This window comes from Exiguobacterium sp. TNDT2 (assembly GCF_003331145.1).
Lineage (GTDB): Bacteria > Bacillota > Bacilli > Exiguobacteriales > Exiguobacteriaceae > Exiguobacterium.
Genome location: NZ_QLVE01000004.1, coordinates 136,776 through 160,904 on the forward strand (window position 1 = coordinate 136,776; position 24,129 = coordinate 160,904).

General features: G+C 54.5%; 28 protein-coding genes. 26 read left to right on the forward strand and 2 right to left on the reverse strand.

All coding sequences use genetic code 11. The annotated features are described in order from the left end of the window. Window positions 1-18 precede the first annotated feature (18 nt). On the forward strand, window positions 19-591 hold the full coding sequence (gene thiT / locus DPV68_RS03920) for an energy-coupled thiamine transporter ThiT (RefSeq protein WP_114165512.1): 573 nt from the start codon (window positions 19-21) through the stop codon (window positions 589-591). Further along, window positions 591-1,178 (forward strand): thiamine diphosphokinase, encoded by a 588-nt coding sequence (locus DPV68_RS03925; RefSeq protein ID WP_114165513.1) that lies wholly within the window; start codon window positions 591-593, stop codon window positions 1,176-1,178. Before thiT ends, DPV68_RS03925 begins: the two co-directional genes overlap by 1 nt. Window positions 1,179-1,236: 58 nt before the next feature. On the opposite strand, the gene rpmB is transcribed toward DPV68_RS03925, so the two are convergent. Next, complete coding sequence (gene rpmB / locus DPV68_RS03930) at window positions 1,237-1,425, reverse strand: 50S ribosomal protein L28 (RefSeq protein ID WP_015881349.1); 189 nt, start codon at window positions 1,423-1,425, stop codon at window positions 1,237-1,239. Window positions 1,426-1,678: 253 nt separating this feature from the next. Here rpmB and DPV68_RS03935 point away from each other — a divergent pair, with 253 nt between their 5' ends. The 11 genes from DPV68_RS03935 (at window position 1,679) to rnc (ending at window position 11,855) form a co-directional block, all read left to right on the forward strand. Continuing rightward, window positions 1,679-2,041 (forward strand): Asp23/Gls24 family envelope stress response protein, encoded by a 363-nt coding sequence (locus tag DPV68_RS03935; RefSeq protein WP_114165514.1) that lies wholly within the window; start codon window positions 1,679-1,681, stop codon window positions 2,039-2,041. 22 nt (window positions 2,042-2,063) lie between these two features. Further along, the gene (locus DPV68_RS03940; RefSeq protein WP_114165515.1) at window positions 2,064-3,755 is read left to right on the forward strand and encodes a DAK2 domain-containing protein; all 1,692 of its coding nucleotides are present in this window, start codon (window positions 2,064-2,066) and stop codon (window positions 3,753-3,755) included. A gap of 63 nt (window positions 3,756-3,818) precedes the next feature. Next, a complete protein-coding gene (gene sdaAB / locus DPV68_RS03945; RefSeq protein ID WP_021067084.1) occupies window positions 3,819-4,481 on the forward strand; it encodes an L-serine ammonia-lyase, iron-sulfur-dependent subunit beta in 663 nt (220 codons plus the stop codon). A 12-nt stretch (window positions 4,482-4,493) separates the two neighbouring features. Next, window positions 4,494-5,381: an L-serine ammonia-lyase, iron-sulfur-dependent, subunit alpha gene (gene sdaAA, locus DPV68_RS03950; protein ID WP_114165516.1), complete on the forward strand. Its 888-nt coding sequence runs from the start codon at window positions 4,494-4,496 to the stop codon at window positions 5,379-5,381. Next, entirely contained in the window at window positions 5,368-7,398 is a 2,031-nt protein-coding gene (gene recG, locus DPV68_RS03955; RefSeq protein WP_114165517.1) for an ATP-dependent DNA helicase RecG, read from the forward strand. The genes sdaAA and recG overlap by 14 nt, the downstream gene beginning before the upstream one ends. 92 nt (window positions 7,399-7,490) lie before the next feature. After that, window positions 7,491-8,060 (forward strand): transcription factor FapR, encoded by a 570-nt coding sequence (fapR, locus tag DPV68_RS03960; protein ID WP_114165518.1) that lies wholly within the window; start codon window positions 7,491-7,493, stop codon window positions 8,058-8,060. Beyond that, complete coding sequence (plsX, locus tag DPV68_RS03965; RefSeq protein ID WP_114165519.1) at window positions 8,057-9,046, forward strand: phosphate acyltransferase PlsX; 990 nt, start codon at window positions 8,057-8,059, stop codon at window positions 9,044-9,046. Before fapR ends, plsX begins: the two co-directional genes overlap by 4 nt. A gap of 18 nt (window positions 9,047-9,064) precedes the next feature. Beyond that, window positions 9,065-9,985 carry an ACP S-malonyltransferase gene (gene fabD, locus DPV68_RS03970; RefSeq protein ID WP_114165520.1) on the forward strand — a complete coding sequence of 307 codons (921 nt, stop codon included), beginning with the start codon at window positions 9,065-9,067 and terminating at the stop codon, window positions 9,983-9,985. Continuing rightward, window positions 9,978-10,718 (forward strand): 3-oxoacyl-[acyl-carrier-protein] reductase, encoded by a 741-nt coding sequence (gene fabG / locus DPV68_RS03975; RefSeq protein ID WP_114165521.1) that lies wholly within the window; start codon window positions 9,978-9,980, stop codon window positions 10,716-10,718. Before fabD ends, fabG begins: the two co-directional genes overlap by 8 nt. 58 nt (window positions 10,719-10,776) lie before the next feature. Continuing rightward, entirely contained in the window at window positions 10,777-11,016 is a 240-nt protein-coding gene (gene acpP / locus DPV68_RS03980; RefSeq protein ID WP_021067091.1) for an acyl carrier protein, read from the forward strand. 59 nt (window positions 11,017-11,075) lie between these two features. Then, window positions 11,076-11,855: a ribonuclease III gene (gene rnc, locus DPV68_RS03985; RefSeq protein WP_255418296.1), complete on the forward strand. Its 780-nt coding sequence runs from the start codon at window positions 11,076-11,078 to the stop codon at window positions 11,853-11,855. Window positions 11,856-11,901: 46 nt separating this feature from the next. Here the strand turns inward: rnc and DPV68_RS03990 are convergent, their stop codons facing one another. Beyond that, the gene (locus DPV68_RS03990) at window positions 11,902-12,096 is read right to left on the reverse strand and encodes a DUF1128 family protein (protein ID WP_021067093.1); all 195 of its coding nucleotides are present in this window, start codon (window positions 12,094-12,096) and stop codon (window positions 11,902-11,904) included. A gap of 115 nt (window positions 12,097-12,211) precedes the next feature. Here DPV68_RS03990 and smc point away from each other — a divergent pair, with 115 nt between their 5' ends. The 13 genes from smc to DPV68_RS04055 all read left to right on the forward strand — a co-directional run bounded on the left by smc (window position 12,212) and on the right by DPV68_RS04055 (window position 24,056). Further along, window positions 12,212-15,769, forward strand: coding sequence for a chromosome segregation protein SMC (gene smc / locus DPV68_RS03995; protein ID WP_198662236.1), 3,558 nt, complete (start codon window positions 12,212-12,214; stop codon window positions 15,767-15,769). Then, window positions 15,766-16,767, forward strand: a complete 1,002-nt coding sequence (gene ftsY / locus DPV68_RS04000) for a signal recognition particle-docking protein FtsY (protein ID WP_114165523.1) — start codon at window positions 15,766-15,768, stop codon at window positions 16,765-16,767. Before smc ends, ftsY begins: the two co-directional genes overlap by 4 nt. Window positions 16,768-16,863: 96 nt before the next feature. Next, on the forward strand, window positions 16,864-17,187 hold the full coding sequence (locus DPV68_RS04005) for a putative DNA-binding protein (RefSeq protein ID WP_021067096.1): 324 nt from the start codon (window positions 16,864-16,866) through the stop codon (window positions 17,185-17,187). Window positions 17,188-17,198: 11 nt separating this feature from the next. Further along, window positions 17,199-18,539: a signal recognition particle protein gene (gene ffh, locus DPV68_RS04010; protein ID WP_114165524.1), complete on the forward strand. Its 1,341-nt coding sequence runs from the start codon at window positions 17,199-17,201 to the stop codon at window positions 18,537-18,539. A gap of 81 nt (window positions 18,540-18,620) precedes the next feature. After that, on the forward strand, window positions 18,621-18,896 hold the full coding sequence (rpsP, locus tag DPV68_RS04015; protein ID WP_114165525.1) for a 30S ribosomal protein S16: 276 nt from the start codon (window positions 18,621-18,623) through the stop codon (window positions 18,894-18,896). 53 nt (window positions 18,897-18,949) lie between these two features. Further along, window positions 18,950-19,465 carry a ribosome maturation factor RimM gene (gene rimM, locus DPV68_RS04020; RefSeq protein WP_114165526.1) on the forward strand — a complete coding sequence of 172 codons (516 nt, stop codon included), beginning with the start codon at window positions 18,950-18,952 and terminating at the stop codon, window positions 19,463-19,465. After that, window positions 19,455-20,171, forward strand: coding sequence for a tRNA (guanosine(37)-N1)-methyltransferase TrmD (gene trmD, locus DPV68_RS04025; protein ID WP_114165527.1), 717 nt, complete (start codon window positions 19,455-19,457; stop codon window positions 20,169-20,171). The genes rimM and trmD overlap by 11 nt, the downstream gene beginning before the upstream one ends. 113 nt (window positions 20,172-20,284) lie before the next feature. Next, on the forward strand, window positions 20,285-20,638 hold the full coding sequence (rplS, locus tag DPV68_RS04030) for a 50S ribosomal protein L19 (RefSeq protein WP_015881369.1): 354 nt from the start codon (window positions 20,285-20,287) through the stop codon (window positions 20,636-20,638). A gap of 82 nt (window positions 20,639-20,720) precedes the next feature. Further along, window positions 20,721-21,263, forward strand: coding sequence for a signal peptidase I (lepB, locus tag DPV68_RS04035; protein WP_113926544.1), 543 nt, complete (start codon window positions 20,721-20,723; stop codon window positions 21,261-21,263). A 12-nt stretch (window positions 21,264-21,275) separates the two neighbouring features. Beyond that, window positions 21,276-22,136: a ribosome biogenesis GTPase YlqF gene (ylqF, locus tag DPV68_RS04040; RefSeq protein ID WP_114165528.1), complete on the forward strand. Its 861-nt coding sequence runs from the start codon at window positions 21,276-21,278 to the stop codon at window positions 22,134-22,136. A 41-nt stretch (window positions 22,137-22,177) separates the two neighbouring features. Next, window positions 22,178-22,930, forward strand: coding sequence for a ribonuclease HII (locus tag DPV68_RS04045; RefSeq protein ID WP_114165529.1), 753 nt, complete (start codon window positions 22,178-22,180; stop codon window positions 22,928-22,930). Between the two features lie 11 nt (window positions 22,931-22,941). After that, window positions 22,942-23,790, forward strand: coding sequence for a hypothetical protein (locus tag DPV68_RS04050; protein ID WP_114165530.1), 849 nt, complete (start codon window positions 22,942-22,944; stop codon window positions 23,788-23,790). Next, window positions 23,787-24,056: an EscU/YscU/HrcU family type III secretion system export apparatus switch protein gene (locus DPV68_RS04055; RefSeq protein WP_114165531.1), complete on the forward strand. Its 270-nt coding sequence runs from the start codon at window positions 23,787-23,789 to the stop codon at window positions 24,054-24,056. The genes DPV68_RS04050 and DPV68_RS04055 overlap by 4 nt, the downstream gene beginning before the upstream one ends. The last annotated feature ends 73 nt before the right edge of the window (window positions 24,057-24,129 follow it).

Consider the following 24,129-nt stretch of genomic DNA (forward strand, 5'->3'; position numbering starts at 1 on the left):
TAAGAAGGAGGGAATAAGATGAAACAACGTTTAAAACTACAGGCGCTCATTGAAATCTCATTGTTCGCCGCACTCGGCTTAATCTTTGATTTGCTCATCCCGTTTCGGATGCCGCAAGGCGGGTCGATCAGCTTGGCGATGTTGCCGATTTTCGTAATGGCGTATCGTCACGGCTTAAAAGGCGGACTTGCGACCGGTGCACTCGTCGGAACGCTGCAACTATTATTCGGGGCCTACATTTTCACACCGGTCCAATTCCTGCTCGACTACACGTTCGCTTACGGTGTCGTCGGCATGGCGGGACTGTTTGCCGGTCAAGTGAAACGAGCCGCCAAGGATGAGGCGAAAAAGACGCTCATCGTTTATTTGGTGCTCGGGGCACTCCTTGGCTCCCTGCTTCGCTACGGCGCCCACGTCTTGTCGGGCATCGTCTTCTTCGCCGAGTACGCGGAAGGGCCAGTCGTGGCCTACTCGTTCGCCTATAACATGACGTATATGCTCCCGTCCTTCCTCGTGTCGGCCGTCGTTCTCGTCCTCTTGTTCGTATCGGCGCCGCGTTTCGCCACGCTCGCGACCCGGGACGTCCGCTGATGCGGGTGCTGATCGTGGCAGCCAGCCCGGAACCAATCGCAAACCTCCCCGCTGACGTCGATTACGTCATTGGCGTCGACGGGGGATACGAGACGCTGTTAGCCCACGGGTTGAACCCGGATCTCGTCGTCGGCGATTTCGACTCGGTCACGGGCGATGTGCCGACAGATGCCGTCCGTTATCCATCTGAGAAAGATGTGACCGACCTCGAAATTGCGCTCGAGGCGGCCCGCGGCCACGGGGCGACGGAGATGCTCGTCTACGGCGCTCTCGGCGGGCGGCTTGATATGACGCTTAGCAATATCGGTCTGCTTGAGGCGTATCCGGAGATGCGTCTCATCACGGCAGGGCAGACGGTGCGACTCGTCGGGAAAGGGCGCTATGAACTCCCGCGTCAAGACGATCACTATTTGTCGCTCATTCCATGGAAGCGTGCGAACGTCACCATCCGTGGTGTCAAATATTCGCTCGACCGTCACGATGTCGTCAGCCATGAGGCGCTCACCATCTCGAACGAGTGGGATGCCGCTGTGGCGGATCTTCTCGTCCATGAAGGTATGGTGCTCGTGCTGTCTATCAAAAAATGAACGCAAAAAAATCCCATCGGCGAATGCCGCTGGGATTTATTTCGTTCGTGTATAAAAATTATACGCGTTCAACGAGACCTGATTTAAGAGCGCGAGCTGAAACCCAAACTCGTTTAGGTTTACCGTCAACGAGAATACGAACTTTTTGTACGTTTACACCCCAAGTACGTTTTGTCTTGTTGAGTGCGTGCGAACGGTTGTTACCTGATTTAGGTGATTTACCTGTTACGTAGCATTTACGTGCCATGCGTTTCCCCTCCTTTTTTATGTGGGTTCGTCCTAATAGACACTCGTTTATATTAGCACGGGTTTTTTCACGATGCAACTAGAAAATCATAGGATGACAAGAAAAAAACTTGACATTACTGGAAAGGATTTTAATAATGAATGAGGGTTACGGCGATAATTGACCGAGTTTATGGAGCAGGTTCTTTTAATAACTAGGTACTTATTGTAGAATGTAGTGAAGGAATCATTCCGAATGAAGGAGGCTACTCCATATGGCAATTGAAATGAAGACAACATATGGCAATATTGACATCACGAACGACGTGGTCGCAACACTCGCAGGCGGTGCGGCGATGGAATGTTTCGGCGTTGTGGGAATGGCGTCTCAAGCTCAATTGAAAGACGGGATTGCAGAACTATTGAAGCGTGAAAACTACGCCCGAGGCGTGGTCGTACGTCAAGATCGAGAAGACGTACATATCGACATGCACATCATTGTAAGCTACGGGACGAGAGTGTCGGAAGTCGCCTACAACGTGCAAAGCCGTGTGAAATACACGCTCGGTGAAACTTTAGGATTAAACGTTTCGTCGGTAAACATATTCGTACAAGGCGTTCGTCTGACGAATGACTGATGAGAACGAAGGAGGATTTGGTGTGGGTTTAAAACGTTTAGATGGATTGGTATTCGCGAACATGGTCGCGAACGGTGCAGCCAACTTGAGCCAAAATGCGGATTATGTCGATTCGCTTAACGTCTTCCCGGTGCCGGACGGCGACACGGGGACGAACATGAATTTAACGATGACATCGGGTGCGAAGGAAGTGGCCGCGCTCGACACAGCGAATATCGCTGATGTCTCATCGAAGTTTGCACGCGGTCTCTTGATGGGGGCACGCGGGAACTCGGGTGTTATTTTGAGCCAGTTGTTCCGTGGTTTCGGAAAAGCGATCGAAGGCAAGGCAGAAGTGTCGACGGTCGATTTCGCCGAAGCGTTGAAACGTGGTGTCGACACGGCATACAAGGCGGTTATGAAACCGGTTGAAGGAACGATTTTGACGGTAGCTCGTGAAGCGGCCGACGAAGCGCTCCGTGCTTCAGAGTCGACGAGTGACTTCAACGAATTCATGGAACGCGTGATTGTGGAAGCGAAAGCTTCACTCGAGCGGACTCCAGACTTACTGCCGGTCTTAAAAGAAGTCGGCGTCGTCGATTCGGGCGGCCAAGGACTGCTCGTCATATATGAAGGGTTCCTTGCGAGCCTCGAAGGCAAAGAACTCGAGAAGCCACATGCACCGGTCATGGATGCGCTCATCGAGGCCGAACATCATGCCCACGCCGCGCAAGGATTCATGTCGACCGAAGACATCGAGTTCGGTTATTGCACGGAAATCATGGTCCGTTTCCAAGACGAGAAATTGAAGGACGCCCCGTTCAACGAGGACGCGTTCCGCAACGAATTGTCTGAACTCGGAGACTCGCTCCTCGTCGTCGCGGATGAGGAGTTGCTCAAAGTCCACGTTCACGTCGAAACGCCAGGTGACGTCATCACGAAAGGACAGCGTTTCGGGGAGCTCGTCGCTGTCAAAATCGAGAACATGCGTCAACAACACTCGACCATTCTAGAAGAAGAACATGGCGCCAACCAGCACGGCGTTCAAACAGCTGCTCCGACGGCAACTAAGGCGAAAGCGCCATTCGCAATCGTCACGGTCGCGATGGGCGAAGGCGTCAGCGACTTGTTCCGTTCACTCGGGGCGGCTCACGTCATCGAAGGCGGTCAGACGATGAACCCGTCGACGGAAGATATCGTCAAGGCGATTGAAGCAGCCAACGCGGATCACGTCTTCATCTTCCCGAACAACTCGAACATCATCATGGCTGCCGAACAAGCGGCCTCGGTCGCACCTTGCGGCGTCTCGGTCATCCCGACGAAGACGGTGCCACAGGGACTCGCGGCAGCGATCGCGTTCAACCCGGAAGCCGATGTCGACACGAACGAAAACGTTATGAAGACGGCGGCAAGTGCCGTCAAGTCTGGTCAAGTGACGTATGCGGTCCGTGATACGAGCATCGATGGTGTCGAGATTCGTAAAGATGACCACATGGCGATCGCCGAGAAGAAAATCGTCGCCTCATCGGCCTCGAGCCTCGAAGCGGCGAAAGCGCTTGTTGACGCCCTCGTCGACGCCGACGATGAGATCATCACAATCTTGACGGGCGAAGGTTCGTCAGCAGAAGACGTGGAGGCACTTTCGGCGTACATCGAGTCGAAGAACGACGAGATCGAAATCGAGGTTCATGACGGGAAACAACCGCTCTACTCCTACATTTTTAGTGTGGAATAAGCTGTCACTCAGCCCTACCTTCTGTATAATGAAGGTAGGGTTTTTTTGAAAGGGGGAAATGCGATGAAATATCGCAGTGTGTTTGACATCATCGGACCGGTCATGGTCGGTCCATCGAGTTCGCATACGGCCGGAGCTGCCCGCATCGGCCTTATGGCTGGGAAGTTATTCGGGCGAACGCCACGGCTCGCGCACATCACGTTTTATGGTTCGTTCGCCGATACGTATCGGGGGCACGGGACCGATGTCGCCATCGTCGGCGGCATCATGGGCTTCGATACGTTCGATTTGCGCATCCCGCAAGCGCTCGATATCGCCAAAGAGCGCGGCATCGAGGTCGTCTTTGAGACGAGCGACGCGCTGACGGACCATCCGAACACGGCCCGGGTCCACCTCGAGGACGAGGACGGCACGTTTGAAATCGTCGGGATTTCAATCGGCGGCGGGACGATCGAGATCACCGAGTTGAACGGATTCCCGCTCAAATTGTCAGGTGGCGGTCCGGCACTCGTCGTCTTGCACCACGATCGCTTCGGGGCGATCGCGGCCGTGACAGGTATTTTGGCCAGACATGAATTGAACATCGGCCATATGGAAGTGAGCCGTCATGAGAAAGGCAAACAAGCGCTCATGGCGATCGAGATTGATGAACATCTATCAAAAGACGTGTTAGCGGAAATCGAGCGGTTACCTCAAATCGAACGGGTAGCCATCTTTGGGGAATAAGGAGAAACCACTATGTTTAAATCAGTAGAAGAATTAGTCAGAACGGCAACAGAACGCGGTATCCCGATCTCTGAAGTGATGATCGAGCAAGAAGTGCACGTCAGACGCTCGACGCGTGAAGACGTCGTCGGCATGATGGAGCGCAACCTTGAAGTGATGGAAGAAGCGGTCGCGCGGGCGCTCGAAGGCGTGACGTCCGTAACGGGGCTGACCGGGAACGATGCCGTGCTCATGACCGACTATATCCGTTCGGGCAAATCGCTCGCCGGAGACTTGATTTTAGATGCGGTCGCAAAAGCAATCGGCACGAATGAAGTCAACGCGGCGATGGGACGCATCTGTGCGACCCCGACGGCCGGAAGCGCCGGCGTCGTACCGGGTACGCTGTTTGCGGTGAAAGAGCGTCTTGAGATGGACCGTGAGGCAATGATTCGGTATTTGTTCACGTCAGGGGCGTTCGGCTTCGTCGTCGCCAACAACGCCTCGATTTCAGGAGCGGCTGGTGGTTGTCAGGCGGAAGTCGGCTCAGCGACGGGAATGGCCGCCGCGGCCATCGTCGAAGCGGCCGGCGGAACGCCGGAACAATCGGCGACGGCGTTTGCGATCGCCTTGAAAAACATGCTCGGTCTCGTCTGTGACCCGGTGGCGGGGCTCGTCGAGGTGCCGTGCGTCAAACGGAATGCCATGGGCGGGGCGAACGCCATCGTCGCGGCCGATATGGCACTCGCCGGGATCACGTCTCGCATCCCTTGCGACGAGGTCATCTCGGCGATGCATGAGATTGGCCAGATGATGCCGACCGCGTTGAAAGAGACAGCGCGTGGTGGTCTCGCCAATACGCCGACGGCACACCGTCTCGAACGAAACATCTTTGGAGAGAAAGAAAATGTCAAGAAGTGAGGCGCTGACGACGCTCAAAGGAGTCGGGCCAGAGATGGCCAAAAAATTAGAGACGATGGGTCTCGAACGAGTCGAGGACGTGCTAGAGCACGTCCCGTTTCGTTATGAAAATTATAATAGCGGCACGGTGACGACGGCCATCCACGGCGACCTCGTCAAATGGAGCGGCACCGTCCAGGCGGAACCACTCGTCCGTTATTATAGTAAAGGCAAGAACCGGCTCCAATTTCGGCTATTGCTCGAGGAGCGCTACGTCGTCCACGTGACGATGTTCAACCGGGCGTTCTATAAAGACAAGCTGACGCTCGGTGCCACCGTGACCGTCAAAGGGAAATGGGACATGAACCGGATGACGATCAGTGCGACCGACCTCGAGTTCGGTGAACTGTCGGACGGACTGCAACCGATCTATTCGCTTCGCGCCGGGCTGACACAGAAAAACTTCAGCCGCATCGTCAAACTCGCGTTCGAACAGACGACCTCGTTCGAGAACCGCCTGCCCGAATTGATTCGGCAGCGCTACCGTCTCGAGGACCGGGAGGCGATGTTAAAAGGGATGCATTTCCCTGATTCGGTCGAGACGTACAAACAGGCACGCCGCAGTTACGTCTATGAAGAATGTCTGCTCTATCAGTTGAAACTTCAGGCGTTCCGAAAGATGGAACGGTCGGGTAAAGGCCGCGCCCTCACGCTTGATAAGCCTCAGTTGAACGAGTTCGTCAAACAACTCGCGTTCCCGTTGACGGGGGCGCAGACGCGCGTCATCCGGGAAATCGTCGGGGATTTAGAAAAGCCCGAACGGATGAATCGCTTGCTACAAGGGGATGTCGGGAGCGGAAAGACAGTCGTTGCCGCGATCGCCTTGTATGCGACGGTGAGCGCCGGCTATCAAGGGGCGCTCATGGTCCCGACCGAGATTTTGGCCGAGCAGCATCTCGCCTCGCTCCAGGCATTGTTCGAACCATACGGGATTCGAGTCGGGTTGTTGACGAGTTCTGTCAAAGGAAAGGCCCGTAATGAACTGCTGCAGGCAATCAAAGCAGGGGATGTCGATATCATCGTCGGGACGCACGCCTTGATTCAAGGACCGGTCGAGTTCTCGCGCCTGCATTTGGCGATCACCGACGAGCAACACCGGTTCGGGGTCGAACAGCGCAAGATGCTCCGCGACAAGGCAGAGCTCGCCGACGTGCTCTACATGACGGCGACTCCGATTCCACGGACGCTCGCCATTAGCGCTTTCGGCGAGATGGACGTCTCGACGATTGACGAGATGCCGGCCGGGCGGAAACCGATTGAGACGTATTGGGCGAAGACAGACCAAATCGATCGGGTCCATGCGATGGTCGACCGCGAACTCGCGCTCGGACGCCAAGCGTATGTAATCGCGCCGCTCATCGAGGAATCGGATACGCTCGAGGTTGAGAGTGCGACCGCGCTCTATGACATGTTACGGGAACGCTTCCCGAACTACGGGGTTGGTCTCATGCATGGAAAACTGTCGAGTACCGAGAAAGATGACGTCATGAAGGCGTTCGCCGGCAATACGCTCCAAATTCTCGTCTCGACGACTGTCGTCGAGGTCGGCGTGAACGTCCCGAACGCGTCGCTCATCATCATTCATGACGCGGAACGGTTCGGTTTGGCGCAACTGCACCAGCTGCGCGGGCGTGTCGGTCGAGGCGCCGACCAATCTTATTGTATATTGGTAGGGGACCCGAAGTCAGATGTCGGCAAGCTTCGCTTGAAGACGATGACGGAGACGAACGACGGCTTCGTCTTAGCAGAGAAAGACTTGGAGCTGCGCGGGGCCGGTGATTTCTTTGGGACGGCCCAGAGCGGTCTGCCGAGTTTCCGCGTCGCCGATCCCGTACTTGATTTAAAAGTGATGGAAGTGGCGATGCAGGACGCGGTCCGCCTGCTCGGCAGCGAGTCATTTTGGAACGAAACGACATATGCGCCACTCCGTAAATACTTGAAACGACTCGACTTGCTCGTCGGGGAACGTTTGGAATGAGAAACAACGCTTGAAAATACATTCTAAAGAATATATACTGCTATTAGTACCAGGTATTAAGTTCTTTAGCATAGAGTTTAGGAGGGAACTGAATGCGGGTACCTAAGAAAGAGCGGCAACGCTTATTGCAAGAGACGATTGATCGTAACCCGTTCATCAAAGACGAAGAGCTGTCAAAGCAGTTCGCCGTCAGTATTCAAACGATTCGTCTCGACCGGATGGAATTAAAAATCCCGGAAGTGAGAGAACGGATCAAGCATGTAGCCTCAGAACGCCTTGACGAAGTGAAGTCGCTCGCCTTGAGCGAGGTCATCGGTGATATGATTGACTTGAAGCTTGATGAATCTGCCATCTCGGTTCTTGACATTGAGAGAGAACACGTCTTTAGCCGCAATGAGATCGCCCGGGGACATATCTTGTTCGCCCAGGCCAACTCGTTAGCGGTGGCGCTCATCAATGATGAATTGGCGTTGACCACGAAAGCGGACATCCGCTTTAGCCGCCAAGTCCATCTTGGAGAGCGAGTCGTTGCCAAGGCTCGTGTAATCAAACTGCGTCGGGACGGAAGAACAGACGTCACGGTGGAAAGTTATGTCGGCGATGAGTGTGTCTTTAGCGGAGACTTCACGATTTATCGTCGCGGTGAGGAGGAACAGGCATGAAATTAGCAATCGATGCAATGGGCGGGGATCATGCCCCGAAAGCAATCGTGGAAGGCGTCAAACAGTTTGCCGACGCGTTCCCAAACGAATCGATGGAACTGTTTTTAGTCGGAGATGAGGTCAAGCTCACCTCTTACGGATTGACCGATTCGCGGATTAAAATCATTCCAGCGAGCGAAATCATCACAGGAGAAGACGAACCGGTCCGGGCCGTCCGCCGCAAAAAGGACAGCTCACTCGTCGTGGCGGCCAAACTCGTTAAAGACGGAAAAGCCGACGCGCTCGTCTCGGCTGGAAATACCGGCGCCCTCATGGCGGCGTCACTATTCGTCATCGGCCGAATCCCAGGCATCGAGCGTCCCGCGTTGTCACCTACGTTCCCTACATACATGGGTAACGGTGTTGTCATTTTAGACGTCGGGGCCAATCCGGACGCAAAAGCTGAGCACTTGGTCGACTATGCGATCATGGGCTCGCTCTATGCCGAGCACGTCCGTGGAATCAAACGTCCGCGGGTCGCGCTACTCAACATCGGGACCGAGGCTGGGAAAGGAAACGCCCTCACGAAAGAGGCGTACCCCCTCCTTGAACAAGCCCCGGTCCACTTTGTTGGCAACGTGGAAGCGCGCGAGGCGCTGACCGGTGACGTCGATGTCATCGTCACGGAAGGGTTCGCCGGGAACATCTTACTCAAAGGTGTCGAAGGCTCGTCGTCGATGCTCATGAAAATGATGAAAGAGCAGTTCACGAGCGACCTCGTTTCAAAGCTCGCCGCTCTCGTCTTGAAACCAAAGCTAAAACGATTGAAACAAACATTAGACTATCGAGAACACGGTGGCGCCGGCTTGTTCGGCATTGATGCTCCGGTCATTAAGGCGCACGGTTCGAGCGATGCGCTCGCCATCATGAGCGCGCTCAAACAGGCAAAAATCATGGTCGATCATGACGTCGTCACGAAAATTAAACAAGCAAAGACTACAAACTAATTCAAAGAAGGTGAGTACATGGGGAAAACAGCATGGATTTTTCCAGGACAAGGGTCACAAACCGTAGGCATGGGCCAAACGTTCCTCAACAATCCTGAACAACTGCAAGCAGTCAGCCGTCGCCTTGGATTTGATTTACTCGATGCCATGGCGGCAGGATCAAATGAAGAGCTTCAACGTACCGAAGTGGCGCAGCCAGCCATCGTGGCGCATGCGGCATCACTCGCGCATGCTTACGCTAACGCTGGTGCCGTACCAGACTTGGTGATCGGTCACAGTGTCGGAGAATATGCGGCACTCGTCGTCGCCGGTGTCATCGATTTGGAAGAAGCGAGCGTGCTCGTCCACGAACGCGGTAAGCTCATGTCAGAAGTGAAGGATGGGACGATGGCGGCCGTCATCGGCATGACCGATCTCGACGAAGCGTTCCATGTGACAGAGAAAATCAGTGCTAGCGGGAACCTTGTACAAATTGCCAACTATAACTGTCCAGGTCAATTCGTCATCTCGGGCCATGTGGACGCAATCAAACAGGCCGAAACCGACTTAAAAGAGGCAGGCGCGAAACGCATCTTACAGCTTGACGTCTCAGGGGCGTTCCATAGTTCTTACATGGTGCCCGCCGCGACGCGGTTCAAAGATGTACTCGCCTCGTCGCCATTCAGACCGGCGACGGTCGAAATCATTTCAAACGTCGATGCGGATGTTCATACTGAACCAGAAAAACTGAAAGCACTTCTCACCGAACAATTGTATGCCCCGGTCCGATTCGAAGCGTGTGTCCGTAAAGCAATCGATGCTGGCGTTGATACGTTCATTGAGTTCGGTCCGACGTCACCTTTGTCAGGTCTCATCAAACGGATCGATTCGAACGTGACGCTCAAACAAGCGACGACGCTCGAAGAGGTGGCCGCGTTAGGAGGAGAAGTACGTGCATGACCAGGTAGCGATCGTGACAGGCGCATCTCGTGGAATCGGGGCCGCCATCGCGAAGCGTTTAGGGGAAGACGGCTTTCGGGTCGTCGTGAATTACTCGGGTAGTGTGGAGAAAGCGAATGCCGTCGTCAGCGAAATTGAAGCGAACGGCGGCGAGGCGATCGCCGTCCAGGCGGACGTCTCGAACAGTGATGACGTGAAAGCGCTCATCAAGACGGCGGTCGATACGTATGGCCGCATCGATTGCCTCGTCAACAATGCGGGCATCACACGTGACGGTCTGCTCATGCGCATGAAAGAGTCCGATTTTGACGATGTCCTGTCCACGAATTTAAAAGGCGCGTTCTTGACGTCGCAAGCCGCAACGCGGACGCTCTTGAAATCGAAGTCAGGGCGCATCATCAATATCGCCTCGGTCGTCGGCATCACGGGGAACGCCGGACAGGCGAACTATGCGGCGGCAAAAGCCGGGCTGATCGGTCTGACGAAGTCGGTCGCGCGTGAACTCGCCGGTCGACACGTGACGGTGAACGCCGTCTGTCCTGGTTTCATCCAGACGGACATGACTGACGCCCTTAACGATGCTCAACGAGAGGCGACACTTGGACAAATTCCGTTCAATCGCTTCGGTCAAGTCGAAGACGTGGCGAACGTCGTCTCATTCCTTGCTTCACACCAAGCGGCTTACGTGACAGGTCAGACGATCGCCGTTGACGGCGGGATGACGATGGCGTAAAACAGAACTTTACCAATCGAAACACATTTTATATACTTTAATTTGGAGGGATTTTATCATGACAACAGAACAAATCTTAGTAGACGTACAAGCAGCAGTGGCAGAGAAACTCGGGAAAGATGTATCTGAGATCACGGCCGACAAATCGTTCAAAGACGACCTCGGTGCGGATTCGCTCGAAGTGATGGAAATGGTCATGGACCTTGAAGACAAGTTCGATATTACAATCGAAGACGAAGATGCTGAGAAGCTCGCGACTGTTGGCGACGTCGTCGCTTACATCGAAACTAAATTGTAATCAAGCCTCCCCACCGCTCGTCATGAGCGGTGGGCTTGTGCTTATACACGGAGGGAATTATGACAAAGGATAAACGACGGTTTGACCGTCAAGGCTCGGCGCAACGACGGCGACGACATGAGCTCGAGCGGTCACGGATCATCGAGCAGTTCAAAGTACTAGAAGAACGGCTGTCGGTTCGATTCACGAACCAAGACTTACTGATGCAGGCGTTCACCCACTCCTCATACGTCAACGAACAACGCGGTCTGAAAAAAGACAATGAGCGTTTAGAGTTTTTAGGCGACGCGGTGCTCGAGTTGACGGTGTCTCGGTTTTTATATGAGACGTACCCGGAGCGCTCCGAGGGGGAATTAACGAAGTTGCGGGCGGCCATCGTCTGTGAGCCGTCACTCGTCAACTTTGCGGAAGCCTATGCTTTCTCTGACTTTATCTTGCTTGGGAAAGGCGAAGAGTTGACCGGCGGGCGCAAACGTCCGGCGTTACTCGCCGATGTGTTCGAGTCGTACATCGGAGCGCTCTATCTGGACCAAGGAATCGAGTCAGTCGAACAGTTCCTCGCCGAAGCGGTTTTTCCGAAAGTCTTGGCCGGTGTGTTCGAAGAACAGACCGATTATAAGAGCCAGCTCCAAGAGAGCGTCCAGCGGGAAGGGCTTGGTCCCGTCTCGTACACGATTATCGAAGAGCGCGGACCGGCCCATAGCCGGGAGTTCGTCGCCCACGCCCGCCTGTCTGACGATATCGTTGGCGAAGGCATCGGCCGGTCGAAGAAAGAAGCCGAGCAGCTCGCGGCGAAAGAAGCGTTGATTGAATTCAACCGGCAGTACGCCGGCTTATGACAAAAGGAGTGGGTCTCAATGGACCCACTCCTTTTCAGTCATCTCATCATGTCAATTGTCCGAGTTCTTCGACGATTCCATCCACTTCAGAGATCGACAGCGATGAGCGGTTCATCACGTAGTCGTAAATCTCCTTGACGGCCGAGGCGTCGGCACGGTTATATTCTTCCGCTTTAATGGCGCCGCGGTTGATGATGTTCATTTTGTCGAGAATTTCCTCAATCATTTGTTCGTTCGTCATCGGTCGTACCCCTTTCTGCAGTTGTTTTTAGAATAGCATGATTCTAGCATTTTGACGAACTGGCAACTGTGGTAAAATAAACAAATGAATGCTTACTGAGGATAGGATGGTCACGATGCACTTAAAACGAATCGAACTCGCTGGCTTTAAATCATTCGCCAAGCGGATTGAACTAGATTTTCGTCCCGGCGTCACAGCCGTGGTTGGACCGAACGGGAGCGGAAAATCTAATATATCGGACGCTGTTCGCTGGGTACTCGGTGAGCAGTCGGCCAAATCGCTTCGCGGAGCGAAAATGGAAGACATCATCTTTGCCGGGAGCGAAGGTGAGAACCATCGCAACGTTGCCGAAGTGACGCTCGTCTTGGACAACACGGACGCTCATTTGCGCTTACCGTACGAAGAAGTGAGTGTGACACGGCGCGTCACACGGAGCGGCGATAGCGACTACTTCATGAACAAAAAGCCATGTCGGCTCAAAGACGTGATCGACCTGTTCATGGATACGGGCCTATCACGCGACGCGTTCGCCATCATCGGTCAAGGCCGGGTCGAACAAGTCATTTCAGGGAAACCGGAAGACCGTCGGGCCGTCATCGAAGAAGCGGCCGGGGTGTTGAAGTACCGGCAACGTAAAAAGCAAGCCGAGCGGAAGCTCCAAGACACCGAGCTGAACTTGTCTCGGGTCGATGACATCTTGTATGAACTCGCCGACCGAGTCGAACCGCTCCGTGAGCAAGCCGCACTCGCCCGCGAGTACCAAGTCGCCAAAGCGCGTCATGATGAACTCGAGACGGGCATTCTCGGCGCTGAGATTACAGACCTTGGTACGGGCATCGCTCGTGTGTCCGAACAGTTGCGGACGGCCGAGACGAATCTCGCCGAGCAAGACGGCGCATTGACCTCGATTTCAGACGAGCGGACGACGCTCGAGGCGACTCTCGCCGACGATCGGGAAACACTCGACACGCTCCATCAAGAAGAACGAATCCAAGCGACCGAACTGGAACGGTTGACAGGGGAAATCAAGCTCGCGAAAGCCCGGGAAGAGCATGGGGCGGAGACGAAAGAACGTCTCGAGCGCCAACGAATCGAGTTGGCCGAAGAGACTGAACAGTTGACGCAGAGGTTGAACGCGGCCAACGCGGATATGGCGTCAAAAGTCGAGACGTTACAAACCGTGGAGGCAGCACGAGCCGAACTCGACACCCAGTTGACGGCAGCGACGCGTGACTTTAACGCAGAAATCGAGCAGCTTCAAGGTGAGGCGTTCGAACTGGCGACGACACGCGCGACGCTGAGCAATCAACAGAAGCGGGAGCGGCGTGATATCGAACAAGCCGAGGAAGCGAAAGTACGTCTGCTTCGCGAAAACAAGGACCGCCTCGACGTACGGACCGAACAGACGGCATCGCTCGAGGCCGAACAGGCTCGTCTCGACGAGGCTCGGAACACTTGGGAGACGCTTGTTGCGGAAGAAGCCGATTTGACCGAACGGGAAGCGACGATTCGGGACAAGCTGTCGCGGGCCGAGCAGTCGTACCACGACCTCGACCGGCGGCGTCAGAAGACCGAGGATCGGATTGAGTTGCTCGAACGGATGAAACAGTCGTATGAAGGCTATTTCCATGCCGTCAAATTCGTGTTGAAAGAACGAGGACCGGGCGTGCTCGGTGCGGTCGCGGAATTGATTCGCGTTCTCCCGACCTATGAAGCCGCCATCGAGACTGCACTCGGCCAGACACAACAACACATCGTCGTCGAGACGGAAGCGGTCGGCCGCCGTGAGATCGACCGATTACGGAAAGCGAGCGCCGGGCGGGCCACGTTCGTACCGATGACGACCGTGAAGGAGCGTTATGTCCCGAGTGAAGTCGCGCACCGGCTCGAATCAGTCGACGGATTCGTCGGCATCGCCGCCGACCTCGTCGAGACGGACCCAGCCTACGACAAATTGAAACGATCCCTTCTCGGCGCCGTGATCGTCGCCAATTCGCTCGAGGTCGCCAACCGGATCGCCCAAACGACCGGATATCGCTATCGCATCGTCACGCTCGATGGGGACATCGTCAACGTCGGCGGTTCGATGACCGGGGGTAGCCGGAAGCAAGGCGTCGCCTTGTTCACCCAGTCCCGGGAACTTGATGACTTGAAACACGGGTTGACGCAAGGACTGGCCATGCTCCATGAGCAACAGTTGCGCGTGACGACGTATACCGATGAGATGTCGCGGTTGCGTGAGTCGCTTCAATCAATCAGGCTCAAAAAACGCGAGGCCGAAGAGACGCTCCGGTCGACGGAACAGGCGTACCGAAGCTTGGAGAGGGTGTCGCAAGACGCCAAGGCGCAACTCGAACTGTTCGACCATGAGATGGCCCGCTATGCCCATACGATTGAAGCCGCGACGAACGAATTGACGCGGCTCACACAAGAGCTCGAGGCGACCGATGCCAAACAAGCCTCGATTCGGACCGAGCTCGAGACGCTTCGAGGTGAGCAGGCGATAGGTGCTGCAACGACGGGGCAACTGCAGGAAGCCATCCGTCAAAACGAGCTCGATCGCCAACGGCACACGCTCGACCTCGACCGCGTCCGTTCAGAGGGCGAACGGCTCGAGGCCGAGGTTGCCAAACAGACGGCACGTCTCGGACAAATCGAACGTGAGCTCGAACATGTGACAAACGGTCGAATCGTCACGTCTGCCGAGCTCGAGCTCGAACAGGTCGAAGCGGTCAAACAAATGGATGGATTGAAAGACCGGCTGACGCAACAGACGAAACAGTTGCACGCCGAAGAAGAGTCGTACCGCATCCTCAGACAGCGGGAACAACAGGCGGTGGATGTGCGCCGTCGACTCGAAGTAAATGTCCGCAAGCTCGAAACCGAGTCGAACGAGCTCGAGTTGAAGCGGAAGTGGAAACTCGATGCGCTCGAGGAGCGAGGACTCGTCTTCGATTTGCTCCCGACGCTCGCAATCCCGCTCGATGAGGCGAAAGAAGAGTTCAAATTGCTCGTCCGTCAAATCGAAGAGATTGGACCAGTCAACTTGAATGCAATCGAGGAGTTCGACCTCGTCAATGAGCGGTTCACGTTCTTGTCCGAGCAACGCGATGATCTTGTCAGCGCCAAAGAAGACTTGTATGACATCATCACCGAGATGGACCGCGAAGTGACGCGCTTGTTCAAAGAGACGTATACGCTCGTCCGTGGTCATTTCAAACAGACGTTCCACGAGCTATTCGGCGGTGGTGAGGCCGACTTGAAACTCGTCGACGAGTCCGACCTGCTCAATACGGGCATCGAGATCGTCGCCAAACCGCCCGGGAAGAAACTACAGACGCTCAGTCTGCTCTCGGGCGGAGAACGGGCGTTGACGGCGATCGCGCTCCTGTTCGCTATCTTGAAGACGAGACCGGTCCCGTTCTGCGTGCTCGATGAAGTCGAGGCGGCGCTTGACGAGGCGAACGTGCATCGGTTCGGGGAATATATTCGAACGCTGTCGATCGACACGCAATTTGTCATCATCACCCACCGCAAAGGGACGATGGAAGCGGCAGACACGCTCTATGGCGTAACGATGCAACAAAACGGTGTCTCCGAGGTGCTTTCGGTCGAACTATCCGAGGCGAAACGCGTCGTCGAGACGGAACAAGAGATGGAGGAATTAAGTTGAGTTTTTTTAAAAAGTTAAAAGAGAAATTGACGACCTCGACGCAAGAGGCGTCACAAAGATTTACCGACGGATTGACGAAAACGCGTGACGGATTCGCCAGTGCCGTCAACGATCTCGTCTATCGGTTCCGTGAAGTCGATGAGGATTTTTTCGATGAGCTCGAGGATCTGCTCATCCAGGCTGACGTCGGAGTGACGACGACGATGGACCTCGTCGAAGATTTGAAAGAAGAAGTGAAGCGTCGCAATTTGAAAGACCCGGTCGCGGTCCGTGACGCGCTCGTCGAAGTCGTGGCGAAGCGACTCCAAGAAGACGAGTCGGATCGAGAATTGAACATGCAGGATGGATTGACCGTCATCTTGTTCGTCGGCGTCAACGGCGTCGGGAAAACGACGACGATCGGAAAACTCGCACACCAGTTGAAGTCAGAAGGACGGTCGGTCATGCTCGCGGCAGGGGATACGTTCCGGGCCGGTGCCATCGACCAGCTTCAAGTCTGGGGCGAGCGTGCCGGTGTCCCGGTCATCCGTCAAGCGGAAGGGTCAGACCCGGCCGCGGTCGTGTTCGATGCCGTCCAGGCAGCGAAATCACGCGGTGTCGACGTCTTGATTTGTGACACAGCCGGACGCTTGCAAAACAAGGTCAACTTGATGAATGAGCTTGAGAAAGTGAAGCGCGTCATCGAACGCGAAGTACCGAACGGACCGCACGAAGTGTTGCTCGCGCTTGACGCGACGACAGGGCAGAACGCGATGGTCCAAGCAAAAGCCTTCAAAGAAGCGACAAACGTGAGCGGGATCGTCTTGACGAAGCTCGACGGGACGGCCAAAGGCGGAATCGTGCTCGCGATTCGAAACGAGCTCGATATCCCGGTCAAATATGTCGGTCTCGGTGAGAAAGTCGATGATTTACAAGCGTTCGACCCTGAACAGTTCGTATACGGCTTATTTGGTGACATCTTCGAAGAAAAACAACAGACAAACGATGACCTCGCCTAAGTTTCTCTGTTAAGAAAAAAACTTGACAAGAGATGGGGACGGCTGTACTATTGGTAGTTGTAAAGGGATTTCACTTAACATGTGGAGGTGGAGGTCGTGTCGCTCGAAAAGACGAATCGAATGAACTATCTGTTCGATTTTTATCAAGCGCTTCTCACACCGAAACAGCGCAACTATATGTCTCTTTATTACCTAGATGACTACTCGCTCGGAGAGATTGCGGAAGAGTTTGAAGTCAGCCGTCAAGCGGTCTACGATAACATAAAGCGCACCGAAGCGATGCTTGAGCAGTATGAGGAGAAGTTGGCCCTATTCGAGAAATTCGAACAGCGGCAACAACTGCTTCAAACGCTCAAACGTCAAGTCGAGCATTCGCCCGACGCGACAGAAACGATTTCGGCGCTTGAGAATTTAGAGTAGGGGGCTGAAGCATGGCATTTGAAGGATTATCCGAACGGTTGCAATCGACACTGGCGAAAATGCGGGGGAAAGGTAAAATTTCCGAAGCAGATGTCAAAGAGATGATGAGAGAAGTTCGTCTCGCTCTCCTTGAAGCCGATGTCAACTTCAAAGTGGTCAAACAGTTCGTCAACGACGTGAAAGAACGGGCCATCGGCCAAGACGTCATGAAATCGTTGACACCAGGCCAACAAGTTGTCAAAATCGTTCATGAAGAGCTAACGACTTTGATGGGAAGCGACGTCGTCCCAATCACATTTAACCCAAAACCACCGACAGTCGTCATGATGGTCGGGTTACAAGGTGCAGGGAAAACGACGACGACCGGGAAGCTTGCGAACTTGATTCGCAAAAAGCATAACCGGAGTCCACTTCTCGTCGCGGCGGATATTTATCGGCCCGCGGCCATCAAACAGCTCGAGACACTCGGCAAGCAGCTCGATTTACCGGTGTTCTCACTTGGCGATCAAGTGAAGCCGGAAGAAATCGTCACAAAAGCGCTCGAGTACGCCAAAACCAATCATCACGATTTCGTGTTGATCGATACGGCCGGTCGCCTTCACATCGATGAGACGCTCATGGGCGAACTCGAAAACGTGAAGACGATTGCCAAACCAAATGAAATCTTCCTCGTCGTCGATGCGATGACGGGTCAAGATGCGGTCAACGTGGCCGACAGCTTCAATGAGAAACTCGGAATCACCGGCGTCGTGCTCACAAAACTCGACGGTGACACACGTGGTGGGGCAGCCCTTTCAATCAAGGCAGTCACGGGAGCGCCGATTAAGTTCGTCGGTCTCGGTGAAAAGTTGGATGCCCTCGAACCATTCCACCCGGAACGCATGGCGTCACGGATCCTTGGGATGGGGGACGTGCTCACGCTCATTGAAAAAGCCGAGTCACAGATGGACCAAGATGCCGCGAAAGAGCTTGAAAGCAAAATTCGCGACGCATCGTTCACGTTCGATGATTTTATCGAGCAGTTGGGTCAAGTGAAAAACATGGGCCCAATTGATGAATTGCTTTCGATGTTACCTGGTGCAGGTAAGATGAAAGGGTTGAAGAACGTCCAAATCGACGAGAAACAACTCGATCATGTCGAGGCGATCATTCGCTCGATGACAAAGCATGAGCGCACGAATCCTGAAGTGCTCAACGCAAGTCGTCGCAAGCGAATCGCAAAAGGGAGCGGTCGTTCCATCCAGGAAGTGAACCGTCTCATCAAACAGTTCGATGACATGAAAAAGCTCATGAAGCAGATGTCAGGACAAATGAAAGGGAAGAAAAAAGGTCTCGGCCTTCCGTTCTTCTAAGAAAACTTTTGTCAGTCGGGCAAAAAAACAGTATACTATTAAAGTTGTCAATTCTTAAACACATGATGGAGGTATATTACCATGGCAGTTAAAATTCGTCTCAAGCGCATGGGCGCAAAAAAATCACCTTTTTACCGGATCGTTGTAGCTGATTCACGTTCACCACGTGATGGCCGCTTCATCGAGCAAGTCGGTCACTACAACCCGGTTGCAAAACCAGAAGCAGAAGTTCGCATCGACGAAGAACTCGCTCTCAAATGGTTGGCAGACGGCGCGAAGCCTTCTGACACAGTACGTAACTTGTTCTCTAAAGCAGGGATCATGGAGAAATTCCACAACGCGAAAAACGCGAAGTAAGGATGTGGCCGACCTTTTATGAGGTCGGCCCATTTTTGTGAGGAGGCATAACAATGGAATGGTTATATGTAGGTAAGATCGCCAACACCCATGGCTTAAAAGGAGAATTGAAGCTGCTCGCCGCGACCGATTTCCCGGAGGAGCGCTTCAAGAAGGGCGAGACGCTCTATTTGGACGTCGACGGCAAGAAGGTACCGTTCGAAGTGACGACATATCGTCCGCATAAACAGTTCCATCTCGTGACGTTCAAAGGGCTCGAGAACATCAATCTCGTCGAGAAGTATAAAGGGATGAAGTTGTACGTCCACGTCGAGCACGTCCACGAGTTGCCGGAACATGAGTTTTACTATCACGAGATTATCGGTTGTGAGGCCGTCGTCGACGGTGAGGTCATCGGTGTCGTTGATGACATCTTCGAGACCGGTGCGAACGACGTCTGGGTCATCAAGCGTCCTGGCAAGTCGGATGCGCTCATCCCGTACATCGAATCGGTCGTGAGCGACATCGATGTCGAGGCGAAACGTGTCGTCATCACCCCGATCCCGGGAATGATTGACGATGAGGATTGATGTCTTAACGTTATTCCCCGAGATGTTCGCACCGCTCGACCATTCCATCGTCGGACGGGCGCGCAAGCTCGGACAAGTCGAGATGACGTTCACGAACTTCCGTGACTTCTCGACGAACAAGCACCATAAAGTCGACGATTACCCATACGGGGGCGGGGCGGGCATGCTGCTCACCCCGCAGCCGATCTTTGACGCCTTTGACGCCATCGCAAAGAAACGTCCCCGCGTCATCGTCACGACGCCGACCGGGCGCCGTTTCGACCAAAGGTTAGCAGAAGAGTGGGCGACCGAGGAACATCTGATTTTTTTATGCGGCCATTACGAAGGGTTCGACCAACGAATCCATGACGTGCTCGCGACGGACGAAGTGTCGATCGGCGATTTCGTCATGACAGGCGGTGAGCTCGCGGCGATGGTCATGATCGATGCGACGGTGCGGCTCATCCCGGAAGTGCTCGGCGATCAGGCGAGCCACGAGGACGACTCGTTTTCGACGGGGCTCCTCGAGTACCCGCACTACACGCGGCCGGCAGAATTCCGTGGCCTCAAGGTGCCAGACGTCCTCTTGTCAGGCAATCACGCCAACATCGAGGCGTGGCGCCGCGAACGGTCGCTTGAACGCACGTATCGCCGGCGACCGGACCTGCTTGAGCGGGTCGACCTGTCAGAGGCGGATAAAAAATTTATTGAATCGTTGCACGATTGACCAAATTATGCTATGTTTGAACATGTGGGTTAACCCCACCGATTACCGATGTTCCGCTGTTGGATGCTTGGGCAGATGAAGATATGAACATTGAAGAAAAAGGAGAACAATTCATGAACACACAAAAACTGTTCCGTGAAATCACAGAAGAACAATTTAAATCGGACGTACCTGCTTTCCGTCCTGGTGACACAGTACGTGTCCACGTTAAAGTCGTAGAGGGAACGCGCGAGCGTATCCAGATCTTCGAAGGCGTAGTCATCAAGCGTAAAGGTGGCGGCATCAGCGAAACATTCACGGTCCGTAAGATTTCTTACGGCGTAGGTGTTGAGCGTGCATTCCCGCTTCACTCACCACGTGTCGCGCAAATCGAAGTCGTTCGTTACGGTAAAGTCCGTCGTGCGAAACTCTACTACCTCCGCAACCTTCGCGGTAAAGCAGCACGTATTAAAGAAATCCGTCGTTAAGATGGGGATTAAGCTTGTCGCTTGCGACAAGCTTCTTTTTTTCTAGTACAATAAGTTCAAACGGACAGAGGAGTGAGGCAAGTTGAAAGAAGTGTTCAGTTGGCTTAAGGCGATCGTCGTGGCGCTCGTCATCGCGTTCGTGATCCGGACGTTCATCTTTGTACCTGTCATCGTCGAAGGAGAGTCAATGATGCCGACGCTCCAAAACGCCGATCGCATGATTGTCAGCAAAATCTCTAATTACGTCGGTGAGCTCGACCGGGGCGATATCATCGTCTTCCACGCGACGGAATCGAAAGACTATATTAAACGCGTCATCGCCATCCCTGGCGATACGCTCGAATATCGGGACGATACGCTCTACTTGAATGGTGAGGCGGTCGAAGAGCCGTATTTAGAAGATTTCCAGGCCCAGATGAACGGCTTTCCTCTTACCGAGAACTTTACGCTCGAACAAGTGACGGGCGAGACGGTCGTCCCAGAAGGTTCGTACTTCGTCATGGGCGACAATCGACAAAACTCGAAAGACAGCCGTGAAATCGGCTTTGTCCCGAAAGAAAACGTCGTCGGCAAAACGAACTTCGTGTTTTGGCCGCTCGGTGACTTCGGGACCGTACAAGAATAAGGTGGTGTTTGTTTGGCAATTCAATGGTTCCCTGGCCACATGGCCAAGGCACGAAGACAAGTAACAGAAAAGTTAAAGCTCATCGATGTCGTCATCGAACTCGTCGATGCACGCGTCCCCCAATCGAGCCGTAACCCGATGGTCGATGAGATCACGGAAGGCAAACCGCGTCTCATCGTCTTGAATAAAGCCGATATGGCTGATCCCGTCGTCACCGACGCCTGGCTCCGCGCCTTGAAGCGCGATGACATCGAGGTCGTCGCCGTCGACGCGAAACATAGTAAAGGCTTGAAGCATCTCATGTCGGGTGCCGAGAAGCTCATGCAAGACAAGCATGACCGCATGCGTGAGAAAGGCCGGAACCCCGGTCCGATTCGCGCGCTCATCATCGGCATCCCGAACGTCGGCAAGTCGACGCTCATCAACCGCCTTGCCGGACGCAACATCGCTGTCACCGGAGACCGTCCGGGTGTCACGAAGCGTCAGCAATGGATCAAGATGAAAGGCGGCGAGATGGAGTTGCTCGATACGCCAGGGATTCTTTGGCCGAAGTTCGAGGACCAGATGGTCGGCTACCGTCTGGCGGCGACCGGTGCCATCAAGGACGATATTTTGAACTTAGACGATATCGCGCTTTATGCGGCCCGTGAGTTATCGGCCCGCTATCCGGACCAGGTGAAAGAGCGATTCAAAATCGATCATCTGCCGGAAGATGCCGTCGAACTGCTCGAATTGATCGGAAAGAAACGTGGCCTCGTCAGCGGCGGCTATGTGGATTTCGAGAAAGCGAGCGAATTACTACTGAACGAACTGCGTCATGAGAAAATCGGACGGGTCTCTCTCGAGACGCCAGCCGATCATGACATGGCGTGAAGTCCTGTGCAAACAGGGCTTTTTTGAATAGGAGGAACGGCATGACGATTCAAGCGATTAAACAACGGATTCAGACGGTCCGATATGAAGAGTGGGAACAGGTTCGGGCCGAACTGAATGACGACCCGCGGGCAGGCGTCCAGACGCTCATCCGGCAACGAGAGCGACAGTTCGAACGAGAACGTGCCCTCCATGTCGATTATATGGCCCGGAGCGTGTTCGAAAACGATTGGAAGGCCCAAGGGTTCAAACGTATCGGCGGCGTCGATGAGGTCGGTCGAGGTCCACTTGCGGGTCCCGTCGTCGCGGCGGCCGTCATCTTGCCGGAAGGGTTCTATCATCCGGACCTGAACGATTCGAAAAAGATGACGAAAGGGGCGCGTGAAGTCGTGTATCGCGTCCTCATGGACGAGGCATCGGTCGGCGTCGGCATCGTCGACGCCGACGTGATTGACCGCGTCAACATTTACGAGGCGACGAAACTGGCGATGATGGAGGCGGTCCGGCAACTCGGTGAAGTCGATGCGCTCTTGATCGACGCGATGACGCTCGACCTCGACGTTCCGCAGCAGTCGCTCATCAAAGGAGACGCGCGGAGCGTCTCGATCGCGGCGGCGAGCGTCGTCGCCAAAGTCGTCCGCGATAACATGATGGAAGATTTCGCCGTCCTCTATCCCGGTTACGGGTTCGAGCGGAACGCGGGCTACGGAACGAAAGCACACTTGGCCGGCCTCACGGAACACGGGATCACGCCGATCCACCGAAAATCGTTCGCGCCGATTAAACATATGTAGGAGGGGAAACGATGCGCATCGATCACCAAGGCGTCATGCCGTTCAAAGTAACGGAACAGAACTCACGGCAACTGCTCATCGGCAATACGGTCGTCGGCCGGGTGCTCCAGCTGTTGCCGGGCGGCGAGGCGGTCATGCAACTGCCGCAAGGCATGTTCCGGGTCGGGGTGAACGCCGACGTCAAAGAGAACGTGACGTACAAGATGGTCGTCACCGAGCTCGAACCGAAGCTCGTTTTAAAGGTCGTGCCGCAGCAAGCAGAAACACTCGCGCAAGCAGCGCGGTCACCGCTCGCCCAGCTCGTCAGCGAGCTCGGGCGCCTTGCTCGTCAGCCGCTCGACACGCCCGAATCGCTGCAGGCACAAGGACGACAACTGCTCGAGAGCGGGGCCGGGTCGGATGTGAAACAGCTCGTCGGTGAGCTGTTCAAAGTGAAAGGGGACCCGAAGTTCGAACAGTTCGTCCGGGCCCAAGAGACGTTCAACGCGCTCCAGACGCCGCCGTATGTCGCTCAAGCATTTCACATACCACATTTAGGGCCGTTTGAACAAGTACGGTTCCGTCTCGAGGCACCGAAAGGCGAGGTCATCGATTCCGACCACGCTCGCATCGTACTATTCCTCGAGACCCCGAAGTATGGAGAGACAGGCATCGACCTGCTTGTCCAAAAACGGCACGTGTCGATAAAAGTGTTCAACGAGCAGCATGACTTGAGCGCGTTCGTCAGCGCCTACGAGCCGTTACTTGGGCGCGCACTTGGAGCGAGCGACTATGAGCTGTCCCGTTTCTCGTTCGAAGTAAAGCGGGAATCCGTGCCAGACACGTTCGCCCCGCTCGGAAAGGTGGATCAACGCGTATGACCGACCGTAAACAAGCGATTGCCTTGTCCTATGAGCAATCGATGGAGTCTCCGCGCGTCGTCGCTAAAGGTGGCGGACTCGTCGCCGAGCGCATGCTCGCGCTCGCCCAGGCGAACGGGGTCCCGATCCATGAGGACCCGGCACTTTTGTCGCTTTTGTCCGCCCTGCAGATTGAGGAGCACATCCCGGACGACCTATATCAGGTCATCGCCGAGCTTTTCGTGTTTCTTTATCAGATGGAACAAGGAAAAATCGAGGATGTCTAGGGGTAGATGTGAAAAAAAGATGAAAACTTAAAGCAAGAACGATAGACAGCGCTTTCAGTTTTTCGTTACAATA

Bases quoted from the DNA above. Each gene is read 5' to 3' on its own strand.
- thiT (WP_114165512.1), top strand. From the start codon at position 19: ATGAAACAACGTTTAAAACTACAGGCGCTCATTGAAATCTCATTGTTC.
- DPV68_RS03925 (WP_114165513.1), top strand. From the start codon at position 591: ATGCGGGTGCTGATCGTGGCAGCCAGCCCGGAACCAATCGCAAACCTC.
- rpmB (WP_015881349.1), bottom strand. From the start codon at position 1,425: ATGGCACGTAAATGCTACGTAACAGGTAAATCACCTAAATCAGGTAAC.
- DPV68_RS03935 (WP_114165514.1), top strand. From the start codon at position 1,679: ATGGCAATTGAAATGAAGACAACATATGGCAATATTGACATCACGAAC.
- sdaAB (WP_021067084.1), top strand. From the start codon at position 3,819: ATGAAATATCGCAGTGTGTTTGACATCATCGGACCGGTCATGGTCGGT.
- sdaAA (WP_114165516.1), top strand. From the start codon at position 4,494: ATGTTTAAATCAGTAGAAGAATTAGTCAGAACGGCAACAGAACGCGGT.
- recG (WP_114165517.1), top strand. From the start codon at position 5,368: ATGTCAAGAAGTGAGGCGCTGACGACGCTCAAAGGAGTCGGGCCAGAG.
- fapR (WP_114165518.1), top strand. From the start codon at position 7,491: ATGCGGGTACCTAAGAAAGAGCGGCAACGCTTATTGCAAGAGACGATT.
- plsX (WP_114165519.1), top strand. From the start codon at position 8,057: ATGAAATTAGCAATCGATGCAATGGGCGGGGATCATGCCCCGAAAGCA.
- fabD (WP_114165520.1), top strand. From the start codon at position 9,065: ATGGGGAAAACAGCATGGATTTTTCCAGGACAAGGGTCACAAACCGTA.
- acpP (WP_021067091.1), top strand. From the start codon at position 10,777: ATGACAACAGAACAAATCTTAGTAGACGTACAAGCAGCAGTGGCAGAG.
- rnc (WP_255418296.1), top strand. From the start codon at position 11,076: ATGACAAAGGATAAACGACGGTTTGACCGTCAAGGCTCGGCGCAACGA.
- DPV68_RS03990 (WP_021067093.1), bottom strand. From the start codon at position 12,096: ATGACGAACGAACAAATGATTGAGGAAATTCTCGACAAAATGAACATC.
- smc (WP_198662236.1), top strand. From the start codon at position 12,212: ATGCACTTAAAACGAATCGAACTCGCTGGCTTTAAATCATTCGCCAAG.
- ffh (WP_114165524.1), top strand. From the start codon at position 17,199: ATGGCATTTGAAGGATTATCCGAACGGTTGCAATCGACACTGGCGAAA.
- rpsP (WP_114165525.1), top strand. From the start codon at position 18,621: ATGGCAGTTAAAATTCGTCTCAAGCGCATGGGCGCAAAAAAATCACCT.
- rimM (WP_114165526.1), top strand. From the start codon at position 18,950: ATGGAATGGTTATATGTAGGTAAGATCGCCAACACCCATGGCTTAAAA.
- trmD (WP_114165527.1), top strand. From the start codon at position 19,455: ATGAGGATTGATGTCTTAACGTTATTCCCCGAGATGTTCGCACCGCTC.
- rplS (WP_015881369.1), top strand. From the start codon at position 20,285: ATGAACACACAAAAACTGTTCCGTGAAATCACAGAAGAACAATTTAAA.
- DPV68_RS04045 (WP_114165529.1), top strand. From the start codon at position 22,178: ATGACGATTCAAGCGATTAAACAACGGATTCAGACGGTCCGATATGAA.
- DPV68_RS04050 (WP_114165530.1), top strand. From the start codon at position 22,942: ATGCGCATCGATCACCAAGGCGTCATGCCGTTCAAAGTAACGGAACAG.
- DPV68_RS04055 (WP_114165531.1), top strand. From the start codon at position 23,787: ATGACCGACCGTAAACAAGCGATTGCCTTGTCCTATGAGCAATCGATG.